Below are 16,143 nucleotides of genomic sequence, written 5' to 3'. Positions count from 1 at the left end.
TTGATTGGGCGCTTTTCTTCTCTACCGACTATGAACTTCACTATTACTACTTCAAATCTCATTCTTCGCGACTTTACTCCATCAGACGTCGAACATTATGTTGACCAATGCCAAGATCCTAAATACCAACGCTATTACAACGAAGAAGATTGCTCGATTGAAAAAAGTACCCTGCTTGCCAATATGTTTATTGAACAAGCTTTAGAGTCACCACGAACTCAGTACCACCTAGCAATTCAGTGTAAGTTCTCAGGCCACTACTTAGGTCTTGCAGCGTTACGCCTAGAGCCAAAGAATCAAGCCTCAATCGGCTGCGGCTTGGCGAGAAACAGGCAAGGAAAAGGCGTTGCTGAAGAAGCGATGCTCGCCTTGGTTGACTATGGGTTTAATCAACTCGATGTAAAACGAGTCTATGCGGAGACACTCTCTAGCAATAAAGCGGCGATAAGACTCTGTAAACGCGTTGGTATGTCGATTGATTGTGAACGCACTAATGACCGATTCTTCAAAGGTAAATGGTGGACCACGACCGTTTTACATATGACGCGTTAACCTTTGTTTCCCTCTTTGCTTAGATTCATCTTTGGTCTCATACGGCTCCCCAAACAACTCCAACACCCAACTTACGCTCACTCATGGTTTGACATAAAACTTAAGTTTCATTATTGTGCGTAGTACCTAAGAATAGTTATCATTTTTAATCAATGAACTTAAGTTCTCAATCTTCTCGGACTTATTGGTTAAAGTCTCTAGTTGTCCCTACCCTTATCGTAGCTGGATGGCACTTAGCCACTACCTATGGTGATATCAGTAGTTACATCTTGCCTTCACCTATTACGGTCGTAACCGCATTCACAGATATGTTGATGAGCAGTGAACTAGCCGAACACATACGTGCCAGTCTTCAGCGAGTTGGGATTGGGTTTGCTACAACGGCTGTATTAGCGATTGCATTCGCCATGCTATTTGTTCGCTTTCAAGGTCTATACGATTACTTCGAATTTCTATTTGAATGTCTGCGCGCAATCCCTGCTTTAGCGTTTAGTCCTTTATTTATCGTCTGGATGGGAATCGGTGAAGCGCCAAAGTTGATGATCATCTTGTTTGCCTCTTTTTTCCCTGTGTTTCTCAACGCGTATGGCGGCTTACAAAATGTCGATAAAAAATACCTTGAGCTAGGCAGAAGCCTTGAGTTAAGCCAGAGTGAAATCATTAGACACATTCGCTTTCCTGCGGCACTGCCGCAAATCATTACCGGGCTTAGATTAGGGTTTGGATACAGTTGGCGTGCCTTGATGGGCGCGGAACTCATTGCCGCGGCGTCAGGTTTGGGGTTTCTCATTGTTGATGCCGAAGAACTGGCGCGGACCGATAAAGCGATGGCAGGAATCATCGTTATTGGCGTCCTTGGCTTTTGCTTAGATTTCATCTTTAAGAAGGTTACCGCACATGCTATCCGTCACTAATCTATCCAAGTCATTTGATGATCCGCAACAAGGGAAATCTTATGTCCTTAAAGGCGTCAATCTAAGCGTCGAAGCGGGAGAATTTGTCGCCGTCTTAGGTAAAAGTGGTTGTGGTAAAAGTACGCTGATTAAATGCTTATCAGGTATGCATGATGCCTGTAGTGGGCAAATTCAAGCTGCAGAAAACTTGGTTTCAGGTTACGTATTCCAAGAACCTCGCTTGTTACCTTGGTATACCGTAAAACAAAACCTGCAATTAGCGTTTAACAAGCAGCTACGAAACTCTGACGAGGCACTCAAGGCTATTGAAAGCGCGTTAACGTTAACAGGCATACTCGACAAAATTGACGCCTTCCCGAATCAACTTAGCGGTGGGATGGCTCAACGCGTCGCCATTGCCCGTTCTTTGTGTCGGAAACCTAACCTTCTGTATATGGACGAACCCTTCAGCGCATTGGATGCTTTGACCCGTCAGAACATGCAAACCGAATTAAAACGTATCCATCAGAAAACACAATGTAGCGTTGTATTTATAACTCACGATGTTCGAGAAGCAGTCACACTCGCTGATCGTATTCTGGTGATTGAAAATGGCGTATTTAAATTTGAATACGACATAAAACAATCAAGTTTAACTCGTGAGCAGCTAACACAAACCATTATCCAGCAATCATTCAACCATTAGGAGAATTCAGTGAAAAAACTTATTGCAGTTTGTGCTGCAGCAATGTCATTAGTATGTAGTAGCGCTTTCGCAGAAACAAAAAAAGTCGTTAATGTAACTTACGTACCTACCCCGTTTAACTTGCAGCTTATGGTTATGCGCGACCAAGGGATCTTAGACCAAGAGTTAGCAAAACATGGTGCAACTGTTGAGTGGCACAAAATCAGTTCAGGGGTTCATCAAGCGAAAGCCATGGCTTCGGGCTCTGTCGACATCGCATCCGTGATGAATACAAACTCGTTCCTGATGGCAAACCGTGAAGGAAACAGTTTGAAAGTGATTGGTACTGTTGCAAGACCAAGCAAAATCTTTTCTCTGGTAGTCTCGCCTAAGTTTGAAGGGGATATCAAAGATCTAGTCGGTAAAAAAGTGGCTGGTGTTAAAGGAACAGTAGTACAACAGATGCTAATCGCACAGCTTGCTGCCAATGACATGACTCAGTCGGACGTAAAATTCATCAATATGGCAACGCCGAAAGCATTTAACGCTTTAATGGCTGGTAGCATCGATGCTGGTCTTCTTACTTCAAGCTATATTCTTAAAGCTCAAGATGGTGGTGCTCGTGTGCTCGCCACAGCGGATGGTTACATCAACCCAATTCTAATCAGTGCTACAACGGATAAGTTCGCCTCTGAAAACCCTCAGCTAGTTGAAGCCTACCTTGAAGCTCAACGCAAAGCGATGAATTACATTAAAACTAATCATCAGCAAGCAATCGCAATTGGGGCGACAGAGCACGGCGTATCTAACGAACAGGCAGAAAAACTGACGGATTGGTCTGCTCTTGCCATTCACTTTGGTCAGGATGATATGCAAGCCCTGAAAAATGATACCCAGTTTTTAGTAGAGAACGGCCTAATGCGTGATGGGCTAGATGTGGAAAGCTTAGTAGCGCCAACGTCGGCAACCTACCTATAATTTGTTTATAAAACTAAAAAGGTCGTGTTAATCACGACCTTTTCTATATGAATTCTATCTAGTGACGCAATATATGCCAAGCCTCACACAAAACTCTAAATCTATCGCTATCACCATTGTCTCGATCAGGGTGCCATTTTAATGCGAGTTTACGCCAAGTTTTGCGTATCTCAGTTTGGCTGGCATCTTGCGGCAGTTCAAACAAGCTAAGCGCCTTGGCGCGGTCCATCTCTTTGCCATTGGTACTTCCGACAAACTCGCGGTAACGAGTCCAGAACTCATTGAGAAGACGTTTTACTTCCCCCTCTTCTGCTTCATAGTTCTTCCAATGGATGTAGTAGTCCCTTAGAGGATCGTGGTGATCAACTTCATGTCCAGGCACTTGATGAGATGGCATTAAAATAATGTCCATCGCCTCTACCTGTAGCCATTTATCGGGGTAGAGTGTTTCTTGTAGCTGGTACAAAGCGTTCATGATGAGAAAGTTGCGCTTGAATAGATCTTTTTCTGGTGAGTCGTCAAGCAGTGGGATAAAACCGAGTTCTCCGAGATGAGAAGCTAGTGTATGTACTTTCCATCCGCTCGGCTTTTTCCGAAGTACTTCAAGAATTGGCCAAAGCAAAGGGTTTTCCATGTATTGCTGAAACTGCGCAGTGAGCTCTTGTCGTTCTTGCATAAACTACCTTATCTCCTTCACTTTCAATAAAAGACATAAAGCCTTCTTTGTCGAGTTTCTAGCTTGATAAATGTCGCCTGCGCCATAAAAAAAGAGCCGCATTCGCGACTCTTTCATTATTGAGCTTTTTATTAAATAACACCAAGCTCACGCAGGCGTTCCATCAGGTAACTGTCTGCAGTGTGACGCTCTGAAAGCACCACTTCAGGTTTTGGGTGCAAGAACAATGGCAACGAGATACGAGACTGTTCTTGACGCGCGCCAGTTGGGTTAATCACTCGGTGCGTCGTTGACGGGAAGTAACCGCCCGAGGCTTCTTGCAACATATCACCGATATTAATGATTAGGTTACCAAAGTCACATGGTACATCTAACCAATCGCCTTCTTTACTTAGAACTTGCAGGCCAGGTTCGTTTGCAGCTGGTAGAACAGTAAGTAAGTTAATATCTTCGTGCGCTGCGGCGCGGATAGCACCAGGTTCTTCATCACCTGTCATTGGTGGGTAGTGAAGAATACGTAGTAAGGTTTTGTTGCTGCCATTGATCATTTCTGACAATGCAACAGAGAACTTCTCTTGTACTTCTACAGGCGCATGCGCCTCTACCCAACCTAATAGCTCTTCAGCAAATGCGTTAGCACGGTTGTAGTAATCCATGATTTGCTCTTTAAGCTCTTCAGGCATTTGCCCCCAAGGGTAAACGTGGAAGTACTCTTTGATATCTTTTACTGTGTGGCCCTTCGCCACTTCAGAAACACTCGGTGGGAAGTAGCCGTCTTGCGTTTCAACATTAAAATGAAATTCATTTTTACGCTCAGACATAAAGAACTGGTACCAATTCTCGTAAATTGACTCAACGAGCTCTTTTGGAATTGGGTGGTTCTTTAACACACCGAAGCCTGTTTCACGTAGAGACGTAACAAACAGTTCGGCAGCATTTTCCGCTTGATAATCGACAGTTTCCAGTTTCATGACTTTTACTTTCTAATAGTTATGTATGGGAGCAAACGATTGTAGTTGTGACAATTTAGTAAAGCAAACGATAAGCTATGAGTGACATTCATTTGAGTATAGAGTGTGCAAAAAGACTAAGTTTCAACATATTTTGTGACTACGAGCAGATTTTAGTCGCCAAATAAAAACAATTGAACAGTGTTTTATTAAGTGTCATTATAGGTCTATTCTAGCCAAAGGAGAGATTCTATGAATCGAGGTTATTCAAAGACACTGATTGGACTTTCAATTGCCTATTGCTGCGTCTTTATATTTTCAGCTATAGAGCCAATGTCACGTGCGGTTTGGTTAGCGGAGATCATTCCAGCAACGTTAATTTTCGTCACCATATGGGTAGTGTCGCGCCGTTATACATTTTCAAACACCGCTTATGTATTGATGTTTGTTTGGCTATGCCTACACACCGTTGGTGCAAAATATACTTTTGCCGAGGTCCCTTTCGACTGGTTTAATCAACTTATTGGTTCTGAGCGCAACAACTTCGATCGCGTAGCGCACTTCTCGATAGGGCTTTATGCCTACCCGATTGCAGAATACCTTGTTAGAAGCAAAAAGCTTGGATTTGGCATAGCAACAAGCTACGCGCTATTTGCCATTATGGCCTTAGCAGCAGGATATGAGATCATCGAATGGTGGTATGCGGCCCTTGCCGGTGGTGACGAGGGCATCGCATTCTTAGGCTCACAAGGTGATATTTGGGATGCTCAAAAAGACATGTTGATGGATACGCTTGGCGCAATCAGTTCTCTAATATTACTGACTGCTCAGCATCGAGTATTTTCTTCTATCCATGCTAAATAAGGATTAAACCCTTCAACGAACGGAACTTGAACAATTTGAGGTACTTCGTAATCATGCGCAGATACGATAACTTGCTCAAGTTCCGCATAACACGCTTTTTTCGTTTTCATGATCAGCAAGGTTTCTTTGTCACTACATAGAGAGCCATTCCAAACATAATGACTTTCAATTGGCATAGTTTGGATACACGCTGCAAGTTGTTTGCCAAGCACCGCACTAATAATACCCTGACTGTTTTCCTGACGGTTTGTTGTCGTCAAAACTATACAAAACTGGCCACTCATTGCCTTCCCTTACTTTTGGTTGATGACTGGGTAGTCGTCGTTGATTAGCTCTTTTACAAAGCTTGACCCACTTCCTGTATAAGTGATCCATACCTTTCGCTTGGCTCGCGTCATAGCCACATAGAAAAGACGCCTTTCTTCAGCATATGGGAACTGATCGTCAGCTTGAGTTAATGCCCCATCAATATGCAGAGCTTTCACTCTGGCCGGAAACTGACCTTCATCTACATTGAGTACAATTACGAAGTCCGCTTCTTTGCCTTTACTGGCATGACAAGTCATAAATTGAATGTTAAGCAAGCCGAAACGTTTTTGCCAATCGGCTAATAGTTCAGGCTTGTGGTAGTGATTTCGACCTAGCAAAAGTACACTCTGGGTCGCTTTGGCGTTTCGATTGAGCTGATCAAGCACCTTTTCAACGTTGGCGATAGGCATCAGTGTCACTGCTTTCGATTTTTGCTCTTTATGACTGTTCAACTGCTTTTCTAATTGAGCAGGGTTTTGCTGCACAAATCGATTAGCTACTTCACCAATCTGGTTATTGAATCGGTAAGTCGTATCTAAGTGATGAACTGTCGAGTGAGGGAATCGCTCTGCAAACCCTGTCGTAAGATCAACGTCTGATCCTGCAAACTGGTAGATCGATTGCCAATCATCACCTACCGCAAATAAAACGCAGCCTTGTTCTTGTTGACAGAGCGCTTCAATCAAGGCGAGACGTTGTGGTGAGATGTCCTGATATTCGTCGACCATAATGTAACGCCAAGGTGCCTTAAACTTACCTTTTGTAACGTATTGCGTCGCTCGGGTAATCATCAGATTAAAGTCGATGTGACCTTGCTCTTTAAGCTGTTGCTGCCAAGCTTGGAAACAAGGCCAAACTAAGGCGAGCTCACTGTTCAGGCGCGTATATTCAGGATGCTCAACCAGCCTCTGCTGAATTTCTTTTTTGCTTGCACCTGTGGCTGATAGCTGCATTAGCTGCTTTTCCAACCATGCAATCAGTTTTGGGTTTTCAACATGGCTGCCTAACTCATCGTCACCTGCCAAATAAGCGATAGGCCATTTAGATAGGTGTTTTTGCCAACGCTTAAAGTTAGTTGGGGTCATCCAATGCTTTTTCAGCCAGTCAATACACCAGTTTTGTCGCTGATTATCATCCAGTGCTAAAGGCGAAATAGTCACGCCCTGCGACTCAACTTGGTTAAGTATCTGTAAGCCCAATTGATGGAATGTATTAACTTTTATTCCTTCTGCACTCAAACCGATTTTGTCACTCAAGCGTTGATTCATTTCTTCAGCGGCATCTCGACCAAAGGCCAACATCAGAATCTCTTCCGAACGGGCTAAGTGACTTTGAAGAAGATAGGCAACTCGCGCAGTCAGCACACTTGTCTTGCCAGAACCCGCCCCAGCCAAAACAAGATTGTTATCGTCATTGAGTAAGACGGCTCTTTTCTGCGAGTAATTTAATGGGGACGATTCTATCTGAGAGAAAAGTACCTGCCAGTTCCCAAGCTCTGTTTCCATCCACTGCTCGTTCCGTGTGCTTAACTCAGCATCAGAGCGAGTAATCCAAGGTTCAATACATGCCATTCGGCTCGGCATGCGCAGCATCGCGTCGTCTAACGTAATCTCCATTTTCTGGAGATCATTTGTTAATTGGTCTTGCCAATTTTCAACCGTTGAGTGGGTCAAAAATGAAGGTTGGATCTGAAAGCGTTGTACGCTCTCCTCCCACTGAGGTAAGTATTTGATCAGCTGCTGACATTGATTCTTATGCCAGTGTTGATAGGCAGCAACCGCGTATCTGGCAAACTCACGACATTTACTTAAAGGAAGCCCTTGCACTAACCAAGCTCTCTGCTGCCCGTCATGCTGATGAGCAAAAAACATCAAACCACCCCAAATGAGACCATTCTTAACTTGTACTCGCCCACTCCAAACATTGAACGGGATATGCTCTTCGCTTGATTCCGAACTGAGTATGAGTGAATCTGAGGTAATCTCGATGTGGTGGTATTCGTGTTGAACAAAAAACTGTGCAGTCTTGTTAGCGGTTAGCTGCATTCTTTTTAGCCTATAATCTGTCTTATCAGCATCATAACTTAATTACCTATCCTTTTTTATAAGTTTCCGGCAAATTTTCTCGTTAAGGTCTTTGTTTTAAACAGTAATTTGATCATTTTAATAGGGTCAACCCGTTTGTTGTTCAAAAGATCTGCAAACTCTCTGGTATCTTTATTTAGATCAGGTCGTTACCATATAAGCCATGCTAATTTAGCTCCACTTGCGAATACAAAGTTATCTGATAGTGAATTTATATAGTCAGCTCCGCCACTACTGGGCAAACAAAACGTTTAACTATAGCCTTCTTATTCTCGTCACCCTATTAGGCGTGGTGATACCGACATGGTACTTACAACTCAATACGCTTATCGTTCCTTTAATTCTGGGGATTATTGCTGCTGCACTTGCAGAGAGTGACGACAGTTTCACGGGAAGACTAAAGTCCCAGTCGTTAACATTGATCTGTTTTGCCATTGCTGCTCTTTCTATCGAGATGCTGTTTGCCACACCTTGGCTATTCGCAATCGGATTGTTTGTTTCGACGTTCGGTTTCATCATGTTGGGTGCTATCGGCCCGAGATATGCCAGTATCGCTTTTGGTTCTCTTCTCATCGCTATCTATACCATGCTAGGCGCACATGAAAGTACCAATGTCTGGTTTCAACCTCTTATGCTTCTTACCGGTGCAGCTTGGTACTATTTCGTTTCGATGGTATGGCATGCACTGTGGCCTATGCAGCCTGTTCAGCAGAGTTTGGCAAACGTGTTTTTGCAGCTAGCCAACTATCTCGATTCAAAGAGTCAGCTGTTCTATCCCGTCTCAAACCTTAAGCCCCAACCGCATCGAATTGAAGAAGCAAGACTCAATGCCGCGACGGTTAATGCTCTTAACTCTTGCAAAGCGACGTTTTTGACTCGCTCCAAGCGAGGACATGTAGACGGTGCCAGCGACCGATTTTTGAATACTTATTTTCTTGCTCAAGATATTCATGAGCGAATCAGTTCGACTCACTATCGCTATCAAGAGCTTGCAGAGCATTTTGAGCGTTTTGATGTTCTGTTTCGGTTTAAACACTTACTACAAAACCAAGCAACGTCGTGCCGCGAGATTGCTGAGGCGATAAGACTCGGTAAAGAGTATCAGCATAACGATGACTCTGTTTTTGCGCTCGATGAGCTGCAAAACTCACTGACCTATCTTCAAGATCAACATAACCCGAAGTGGCGTTCACTACTTGCGCAACTCGGTTACCTGTTTAACAACTTAGCGACCGTTGAAAAGCAGCTAAGTAATGTCAATAACCCAGATACCAACAAACTTGAAGAAGACGTTTTAGACGATACAGAGGCGCACACCTTAAAGGTGATGTGGCAGCGAGTAAAATCTAACTTCACTAAAGACTCTATGCTGTTTAGGCATGCAGTGAGAATGTCAATTGCACTAACCCTTGGATATGGCATTATCCAGTTGTTTGGTATTGAGCGCGGTTACTGGATTCTGCTAACAACACTGTTTGTTTGTCAGCCGAACTACAGTGCCACAAGGCAAAAACTGGTTGCGCGGGTACTCGGGACGTTCGCAGGTATTGTTATCGGTGTACCGCTCTTAACCCTCTTCCCCTCGCAAGAAAGCCAATTACTACTTGTCGTCGTGTCGGGGGTTGCCTTCTTCGCATTTAGGCTGGCAAACTATGGCTATGCAACTGGCTTTATTACCGTATTAGTGCTGTTCTGTTTTAACCAGTTGGGGCAAGGCTTTGATGTTATTCTTCCGCGTATTGCTGATACCTTAGTTGGTTGTATTCTCGCGGTTGCGGCAGTGACCTTTATTCTCCCTGATTGGCAGTCAAAACGCCTACACAAAGTGATGGCTGACGCTATCGGGGCTAATCAACACTACCTTGGCCAGATAATTGGCCAATATCGAGTAGGCAAAAAAGACAGTTTGAGTTACCGAGTGTCGAGACGGAACGCTCATAACCAAGATGCCAACTTAACAACAGCAATTAGTAATATGCTTGCCGAGCCTGGTCGTTATGTTTCCGCCATTGATGAAAGCTACCGTTTCTTGACATTAAACCACGCCCTGCTGAGCTATATCTCTGCCCTAGGTGCACACAGAACACGTATCGCTGACGAGGAGACTCATAAGTTGATCCTTGATGCTCATAGAGTGATCCACCAGCACTTAAACGTTTTGTTTACTCAATTAAACGAGCACTGTGATACCTGTGATACCGCAGACATTGACGATCCAGTGCTAGAGCAGCGCCTCGCTGAGTGGCGTGAAGAGGATGACAGTTCTGTACGTATGGTTTTGCAACAATTGCATCTGGTTTATCGGATGCTGCCGGAACTGCACTCGCTAGCCAGCAAGTTTGCAGTGCGTGTTGCGCATAAGTCGGCTGAATAATAGCCAAACTTGATATTTTAATTACACAAGTTTCCGTAGCTGCTTACTTACTCTTAACATGCCCTGACATTGTTCGGACAAAAAACCGACAGTGTCAAAATAAACTTATCTGTAAGGTTATTCGTACGAGAGTAAGGCGATGAAAGGAGACATCTCTTACCTGTATAAATCTGATACATCAACGATTAGCAGGTGCAACAACATGACTCCACAACAGTTTGAAGCAATGAGAGCTCAGCTCAAATCACTCACCCCTCAGCAACTGAGAATGCTAAGAGGTGAAATCAACAATAAACTCGATTCTGACAATAGAGTTGTCGTGAATGATGAAGAGTTAAAAATGATATCGAGCCTATTTTCGTAGCACAACTTGCTCAAAATGCAATCACGCCTTAAGCTTAAATTAAGGAGGTGCTTATGCCTGTTTCTTCTGTTCAATCTGGTTATCAAATCATTGATATGTCATCTAAGATGGCCGAAGACGCTGCGCATGAAATACAACGTAATCAGCAACTCCAACCTATGCCTAAAGACAATACCTATGACTTCAATCAGGTAGAGTTTAAAGTTACCCCTCCACCATCAAATATTGATTCTCTGACCAAACTGAACAGTGCTGAGCAGTACAGCAAAATTGGTACGAATGTCATTCAAAGAGATCAGGAAATGATTGGGACGCTGCTAGATATTCATGTTTAGCAACGAAATTGTACCAATCCGTTAAGCAACCATTGTGTTCCCTACTCCATACGCTAGAATGCACGCAAATTTATCGCTTTAAGTCGCAATGCCGAAACTAAATCTTTCTCGCCAAGATAAAACGCTTTTCACTCAACCCGAATCTGACGGACCTACATTAGAACAAAAACTCAGTCCGCACTTTGAACGCTCTTCGTTAAGGCTAACACCAAGTCCTTATATATCTGAGAAGGCTATTGCCAAACGCTGGTCTAAACTAGACCATTTAACGCAACAAGAGCTGCTACTCGACGAGCAGACCCTAGCTCATGCCGAGTTATACAATAAGAACATAGAACACTTTATTGGCACTGTGAAGCTGCCAGTCGGTGTCGCGGGGCCTTTGCGAGTTAATGGCCTTCACGCTAATGATGATTACCTTGTTCCACTTGCGACAACCGAAGCAGCGCTAGTGGCTTCATACAATCGAGGTGCCCAATTGATTACTCAGGCGGGTGGTGCAAGCGCGATGTTAATCAATGAAGGAGTAACACGCACTCCCGTATTTGTGTTTGACTCGTTAGTCGATGCAGGCCAATTTGTGGCTTGGGTTGTAACTCAATACGAGCATTTTAAGCATCTTGCTGAGTCGACGACATCTCATGGAAAATTACACGATATAAACGTCAATATCGAAGGTAACCATGTCTACCTGGTGTTTGAGTATCATACCGGAGACGCTTCGGGTCAAAATATGGTGACGATCGCAACCAATGAAGTTTACCACTATATATTGGACCACTCGCCGATTGAACCAAGAGAAGCGTTCCTAGATGGCAACTTGTCTGGTGATAAAAAGCCAAACTCTCATACCTTGCGCCATGTTCGCGGGAAGAAGGTGACGGCAGAGATTCACCTCGACAAAGCTCTGGTTGAGAAATACCTCCATACCACCCCAGAAAAAATGACACGTTTTGGCCAAGTCACCACAACAGGCTCAGCCCTTAGTGGCGGCATTGGTGTCAATGCACACTACGCAAATGCCTTGGCGGCTTTCTACATTGCCTGCGGTCAAGACGCAGCGTGTGTCGCAGAGTCCGCAGTGGGTATCACTCGTATGGAAGTAAATCAGGATGGCGGTTTGTACGCTTCCGTTACCTTACCTAACTTAATGGTTGGCACAGTTGGTGGAGGGACAGGATTACCAACACAGAAAGCTTGTTTAGATATTATGGGGTTACACGGTAACGGAAAGGCAAAAGCGTTAGCAGAAGTCGCTGCAGTTTTATGCTTGGCTGGTGAACTCTCTATCGTAGGCGCATTTTGCGCAGATCACTTCTCTCGTGCTCATCAGAAACTTGCCCGTTAGACACTAACATTTTTGGGCGCTCCTTTGTAAGCAGCGCCCTGTGAATGTTATTCCACCAAGGAGTAATGATGCTCCTTAAAGTAGATGAAGGCTTTGTTCAATGCTGCTTCTTTGATTGGTTTTACAATCACATAGTTTGCCCCAGCCCGTAAAAACTCTTTTCTCGTTTCTTGCATACCATCTGCGGTACAAGCATAAATTGGCACGCTAAGACCCAAGTCATTACGAATAATTTCAGTCGCTTCAATACCGCCTAAATTAGGCAGTTGGTTATCCATTAATACCAAAGCGATAGATGTATCTGTCTTAAGCAGATCAATAGCATTGATGCCATCTTCTACCCAAGTCACTTTCATCCCATACTTTTCGCAGAAAGCTTTAGCAATAAAGGCATTGGTGTGATTGTCTTCAACCAAAAGTACGTGGAGAGTGTCACTAAACAAAGTAGCGGGATCAGCCTCAAGCCCTCCTCCACTCACCACTTTTTCAGTACCAATTTGCAGAGGCACACTGACAGTGAATCGGGTCCCTTTGCCAACGACACTATCGACGCTTACTTCACCTTCCATCAGATTAACAAGGCTATGGACGATCGCCAAACCTAAACCGCTCCCTCCATATTCACGTGTGGTAGTTGCTTCAGCTTGTACAAAAGGTTCAAAAATATCCTTTAGGCGTTTTTGTTCAATGCCAATACCGGAATCCTGAATATCAATCGTGAATATGCAGCCGCCATTTTTACGTTCCCTATTCAGAACGATTCTTACGCTGCCCTCATGGGTAAACTTAACGGCATTGCTGACAAGGTTGAAGATAATCTGATTCAAGCGCACTTGATCACTGTAGACCCATAAATCATCTTCGATATTGCTCTCAACAACAAAATCCACTTCTTTGCTATCACAGAGTGGCTTAAATATCTTGTCTACGGTACTGGTTAGCTCAATGAGCCTGAAGGCACTCTTCTCAATGTGAAACTTACCTTGCTCTATTTTGGAGAAATCAAGAATATCATTGAGCACCGCTAATAAATGTTCGCCGCTGTTACACAGAATATCCATATGTTCGACATCTTGTTCACTCTCCATTTTGCCTTTTAGCAACTGAGATACGCCGAGTATCCCATTAAGCGGCGTTCTTAATTCATGACTCATGCGGGCAAGAAAGTCCGCACGTGCTCGTGCCGACTCTTCAGCCTGCTCTCGGGCCGCTTCACTTTGACGTTCCGCTTCAATAAAGCTAGTGATGTCTTGCCCCTGCGCCATGATATGAGTAATGCGATTGTCGCTAGAGATAGGCGATAAGTTCCAACGAAATGTCTTATTCGCTATGGTGGTGTTAATGCCTGTTAGTGTCGCCCCTTGTGCACACATTCGGATATGTGGTTTTAAGCTGTCAATGAGTTGTTGCTGCGCTTGTCCGCGACGAAATGACCTCTCAGCTGCAGGATTAAATCGATTAAGCTCTCCATTCGCATCCCATAAGGTAATCGGTGACAAGGAAAAATTAAACAGCTCGGTAAATTGTTTCTCTTGTTCATGCAGTCGCTTAAATGAGCGTTCAAACGAGTTTCCGATTTGATCAAATTCTTCAATACTCGAACCGACAAACTTACTGACTTTCTGCTCCTGAATCGTCGCATCGGTATAATGCATCAAACTTTGTAGTTCATTCGATACTCTTTTACCTAACCAAACTCGCGTATAGACCGCAATGCAAATGACCAGCATTGCGGTAATCGTGATCCAAATATAATGACTGCGAACAAACGTCATCACATGTTCATTGCTTTGTACCGTATAAACGGAAAGAAAAGTCGGAACATTGTTAACCGTTAAATCCGTTCTAGACACCATATAACGGCCCGCATTGAGTGATTTAGAAGCCTGTTCTAACCACTCAATGTGTTTAGTGCTCTGTTTTTTTGTATTTGTCGCGATGACCTCAGAACCCACAGCCAACAATATCTCGTCGGCATTGCCACTTTTGGCAATTGCGTTTACCAGCGAAAAGTTATTATTTAGCACGATTCCGATGTAAAGATGACCAACAACCTCACCAGAGTTGATATCAACTATCGCCGTACGACGCATCCCGAGGTAACGTACACCGAGAGATGATGGCGTCTGTGAAATATGCCAATCGGGTCCAGTCATCATCTCCTTACTTAAATGACTAATCTGACTCATAGATATGCCATAAAACTGATAGTTACCGTCATCCCAAATCAACTCATTTCCGCTTATTATGTAGCGAAAATCTGGCGCGACATCAGGTGAGAGCTGGTCAATGCTGTTGAAAAAACGATCTAGAGAATGGATGTCTTCTTCTTGAGTGCCCTCTACCAGTAGTTTGTTGCGACTGTAACTATCTTGCGTAATCTCTAACGATTTGATTCTAAGGTTAAAGATCTCTTGAACAAGGCTTTGCGTCTGTTGCTTAGTTCGAGCAACTTCTTGCTCAACAACATCACGATTGACCTGATAGTTCTGAAGGACTATCACCACGATCAACACACCAATACAAAGGAAAATTGAATTGGTTAGTATGGTCGCGAGTTGGCGCTTTCTGCCTTGTTCTTTATTTAATCGCATTACTGATCAGAATACCTAAATGCACGTTGCTTAAGCTTCTCGATACGCGCGGTGCTGTCTTTGTTGGTCACTAGTTCAAAATCGCCTGAGTACACGTGAGGTACACTACGACCCTCTAGATCCCATTTGATTGCTTCGGCCATCGCAATACCCGTATCATCATTCATACGCATAGCGGTGACATTTAGAGCGCCTTCACCTATCGCTTTGAGTTCGGCAGTACCACCTCCCCAACCATTCAGTAGGATATCTTTCCTTCCCAGTTCCGCTAATGCATCGGCGGCACCAAGTGCAACATCCGTAGAACAAGCGTAAATGAACTGGATATCAGGATCTCGGTTAAGTGCAATCTTGGCCGTTTCATAACCTGAAGCTCGTGTCGCCTTAGTGTAGAAAGAGGAAGAAAGTTTATAGGAGTCATGATGGCTCATTTCTTCTATAAAGGTATCGCCTCGCGCATCACTCACATACCCTTCAGAGAAATAGAGAACAGAATAGCGGCTATCTTTTGGGACACTGTTTTTGTAGTACCCTTCTATCACTCGAGTACCTTTAATGTGATCAAATCCGACATACATAAAAGGTTGCTGTTCATCCCAAGCCCTCACCGGCGTCGTGATGTTTTGCAAAATCAACTTGGTGTCTGTCGAACTCAATACATGCTCGATGAACTTACGATGTCGCGTGGTATCGAGAGTGAAAATAAGGTAATCCGCCTTGTTTTGAACGGCCTCTAATAGCGACAAACTTTGCTGCCTTACATCGACACTAGGGCGTGTAAATACCTGATTAATTTCATAGTTCACCCCAAGCTTCTCTAAACGCATCTCGAACGCCTTGATATTGCGACTCCAATAGTCAGAGACTTGCTGTCCGGGATAGACGACCGATATAGAGATAGGCGAAGATTGCTGTGCTGTAAGGGGGGTTGGGTATTTTCTAACCGTCTGACTCAGTTGTTCAGTCAGTTCTTTTTGTTTTGGATGTGCTTCTAGATATTCGTCATACTGCCAATATCCATTCAAAACCTGAGTGGTGTGAGCCGAAGCTGAAAATGAGCACAATACGAGTATTGGCAATATTGCTTTTTTAGACATGTAGTTCTCTCTTTATCTAGCCAAACAGAACATATATTTA

At 43.9% G+C, this 16,143-nt stretch carries 14 protein-coding genes; 8 read left to right on the top strand and 6 right to left on the bottom strand.

Annotated features, from left to right (window positions below; genetic code table 11):
* Nucleotides 1–30 precede the first annotated feature (30 nt).
* The 4 genes from AC5O63_RS00510 to AC5O63_RS00495 all read left to right on the top strand — a co-directional run bounded on the left by AC5O63_RS00510 (nucleotide 31) and on the right by AC5O63_RS00495 (nucleotide 3,108).
* Nucleotides 31–552: a GNAT family N-acetyltransferase gene (locus AC5O63_RS00510; protein ID WP_494503504.1), complete on the top strand. Its 522-nt coding sequence runs from the start codon at nucleotides 31–33 to the stop codon at nucleotides 550–552.
* 152 nt (nucleotides 553–704) lie between these two features.
* The gene (locus AC5O63_RS00505; protein WP_494503503.1) at nucleotides 705–1,466 is read left to right on the top strand and encodes an ABC transporter permease; all 762 of its coding nucleotides are present in this window, start codon (nucleotides 705–707) and stop codon (nucleotides 1,464–1,466) included.
* Nucleotides 1,450–2,151 carry an ABC transporter ATP-binding protein gene (locus AC5O63_RS00500; RefSeq protein WP_494503502.1) on the top strand — a complete coding sequence of 234 codons (702 nt, stop codon included), beginning with the start codon at nucleotides 1,450–1,452 and terminating at the stop codon, nucleotides 2,149–2,151. Before AC5O63_RS00505 ends, AC5O63_RS00500 begins: the two co-directional genes overlap by 17 nt.
* 9 nt (nucleotides 2,152–2,160) lie before the next feature.
* Nucleotides 2,161–3,108, top strand: a complete 948-nt coding sequence (locus tag AC5O63_RS00495; protein ID WP_494503501.1) for an ABC transporter substrate-binding protein — start codon at nucleotides 2,161–2,163, stop codon at nucleotides 3,106–3,108.
* Nucleotides 3,109–3,166: 58 nt separating this feature from the next.
* On the opposite strand, the gene AC5O63_RS00490 is transcribed toward AC5O63_RS00495, so the two are convergent.
* The gene (locus AC5O63_RS00490) at nucleotides 3,167–3,784 is read right to left on the bottom strand and encodes a DNA-J related domain-containing protein (protein ID WP_004743709.1); all 618 of its coding nucleotides are present in this window, start codon (nucleotides 3,782–3,784) and stop codon (nucleotides 3,167–3,169) included.
* Nucleotides 3,785–3,915: 131 nt separating this feature from the next.
* The gene (locus AC5O63_RS00485; protein ID WP_004743710.1) at nucleotides 3,916–4,755 is read right to left on the bottom strand and encodes an isopenicillin N synthase family dioxygenase; all 840 of its coding nucleotides are present in this window, start codon (nucleotides 4,753–4,755) and stop codon (nucleotides 3,916–3,918) included.
* A gap of 231 nt (nucleotides 4,756–4,986) precedes the next feature.
* On the opposite strand from AC5O63_RS00485, the gene AC5O63_RS00480 reads away from it, so the two are divergent.
* Entirely contained in the window at nucleotides 4,987–5,598 is a 612-nt protein-coding gene (locus tag AC5O63_RS00480; RefSeq protein WP_494503500.1) for a DUF2238 domain-containing protein, read from the top strand.
* On the opposite strand, the gene cutA is transcribed toward AC5O63_RS00480, so the two are convergent.
* Together cutA and helD are read right to left on the bottom strand one after the other, a co-directional pair.
* Entirely contained in the window at nucleotides 5,562–5,882 is a 321-nt protein-coding gene (gene cutA / locus AC5O63_RS00475; RefSeq protein ID WP_004743712.1) for a divalent-cation tolerance protein CutA, read from the bottom strand. The genes AC5O63_RS00480 and cutA overlap by 37 nt on opposite strands.
* Before the next feature lie 9 nt (nucleotides 5,883–5,891).
* Nucleotides 5,892–7,952, bottom strand: coding sequence for a DNA helicase IV (gene helD, locus AC5O63_RS00470; protein WP_494503499.1), 2,061 nt, complete (start codon nucleotides 7,950–7,952; stop codon nucleotides 5,892–5,894).
* Nucleotides 7,953–8,196: 244 nt separating this feature from the next.
* Here helD and yccS point away from each other — a divergent pair, with 244 nt between their 5' ends.
* From yccS to AC5O63_RS00455, 3 genes are all read left to right on the top strand, one after another.
* Nucleotides 8,197–10,365 (top strand): YccS family putative transporter, encoded by a 2,169-nt coding sequence (gene yccS / locus AC5O63_RS00465; protein WP_494503498.1) that lies wholly within the window; start codon nucleotides 8,197–8,199, stop codon nucleotides 10,363–10,365.
* A 417-nt stretch (nucleotides 10,366–10,782) separates the two neighbouring features.
* Nucleotides 10,783–11,064, top strand: coding sequence for a hypothetical protein (locus tag AC5O63_RS00460; protein WP_004743717.1), 282 nt, complete (start codon nucleotides 10,783–10,785; stop codon nucleotides 11,062–11,064).
* Nucleotides 11,065–11,152: 88 nt separating this feature from the next.
* A complete protein-coding gene (locus AC5O63_RS00455; RefSeq protein WP_004743718.1) occupies nucleotides 11,153–12,412 on the top strand; it encodes a hydroxymethylglutaryl-CoA reductase in 1,260 nt (419 codons plus the stop codon).
* A 47-nt stretch (nucleotides 12,413–12,459) separates the two neighbouring features.
* Here AC5O63_RS00455 and luxQ read toward each other — a convergent pair whose 3' ends face one another.
* Both luxQ and AC5O63_RS00445 read right to left on the bottom strand, forming a co-directional pair.
* A complete protein-coding gene (gene luxQ, locus AC5O63_RS00450) occupies nucleotides 12,460–15,006 on the bottom strand; it encodes a quorum-sensing autoinducer 2 sensor kinase/phosphatase LuxQ (RefSeq protein ID WP_494503497.1) in 2,547 nt (848 codons plus the stop codon).
* Entirely contained in the window at nucleotides 15,006–16,103 is a 1,098-nt protein-coding gene (locus tag AC5O63_RS00445; protein WP_494503496.1) for an autoinducer 2-binding periplasmic protein LuxP, read from the bottom strand. The genes luxQ and AC5O63_RS00445 overlap by 1 nt, the downstream gene beginning before the upstream one ends.
* Between the last annotated feature and the right edge of the window lie 40 nt (nucleotides 16,104–16,143).

It is taken from the genome of Vibrio sp. SCP2 (assembly GCF_059295395.1).
This window is presented reverse-complemented; position numbering and strand designations above follow the sequence as displayed.

Excerpts from the sequence above, each read along its gene's own strand:
- AC5O63_RS00510 (WP_494503504.1), top strand. The coding sequence starts at position 31 with ATGAACTTCACTATTACTACTTCAAATCTCATTCTTCGCGACTTTACT.
- AC5O63_RS00505 (WP_494503503.1), top strand. The coding sequence starts at position 705 with ATGAACTTAAGTTCTCAATCTTCTCGGACTTATTGGTTAAAGTCTCTA.
- AC5O63_RS00500 (WP_494503502.1), top strand. The coding sequence starts at position 1,450 with ATGCTATCCGTCACTAATCTATCCAAGTCATTTGATGATCCGCAACAA.
- AC5O63_RS00490 (WP_004743709.1), bottom strand. The coding sequence starts at position 3,784 with ATGCAAGAACGACAAGAGCTCACTGCGCAGTTTCAGCAATACATGGAA.
- AC5O63_RS00485 (WP_004743710.1), bottom strand. The coding sequence starts at position 4,755 with ATGAAACTGGAAACTGTCGATTATCAAGCGGAAAATGCTGCCGAACTG.
- AC5O63_RS00480 (WP_494503500.1), top strand. The coding sequence starts at position 4,987 with ATGAATCGAGGTTATTCAAAGACACTGATTGGACTTTCAATTGCCTAT.
- cutA (WP_004743712.1), bottom strand. The coding sequence starts at position 5,882 with ATGAGTGGCCAGTTTTGTATAGTTTTGACGACAACAAACCGTCAGGAA.
- helD (WP_494503499.1), bottom strand. The coding sequence starts at position 7,952 with ATGCAGCTAACCGCTAACAAGACTGCACAGTTTTTTGTTCAACACGAA.
- AC5O63_RS00460 (WP_004743717.1), top strand. The coding sequence starts at position 10,783 with ATGCCTGTTTCTTCTGTTCAATCTGGTTATCAAATCATTGATATGTCA.
- AC5O63_RS00455 (WP_004743718.1), top strand. The coding sequence starts at position 11,153 with ATGCCGAAACTAAATCTTTCTCGCCAAGATAAAACGCTTTTCACTCAA.
- luxQ (WP_494503497.1), bottom strand. The coding sequence starts at position 15,006 with ATGCGATTAAATAAAGAACAAGGCAGAAAGCGCCAACTCGCGACCATA.
- AC5O63_RS00445 (WP_494503496.1), bottom strand. The coding sequence starts at position 16,103 with ATGTCTAAAAAAGCAATATTGCCAATACTCGTATTGTGCTCATTTTCA.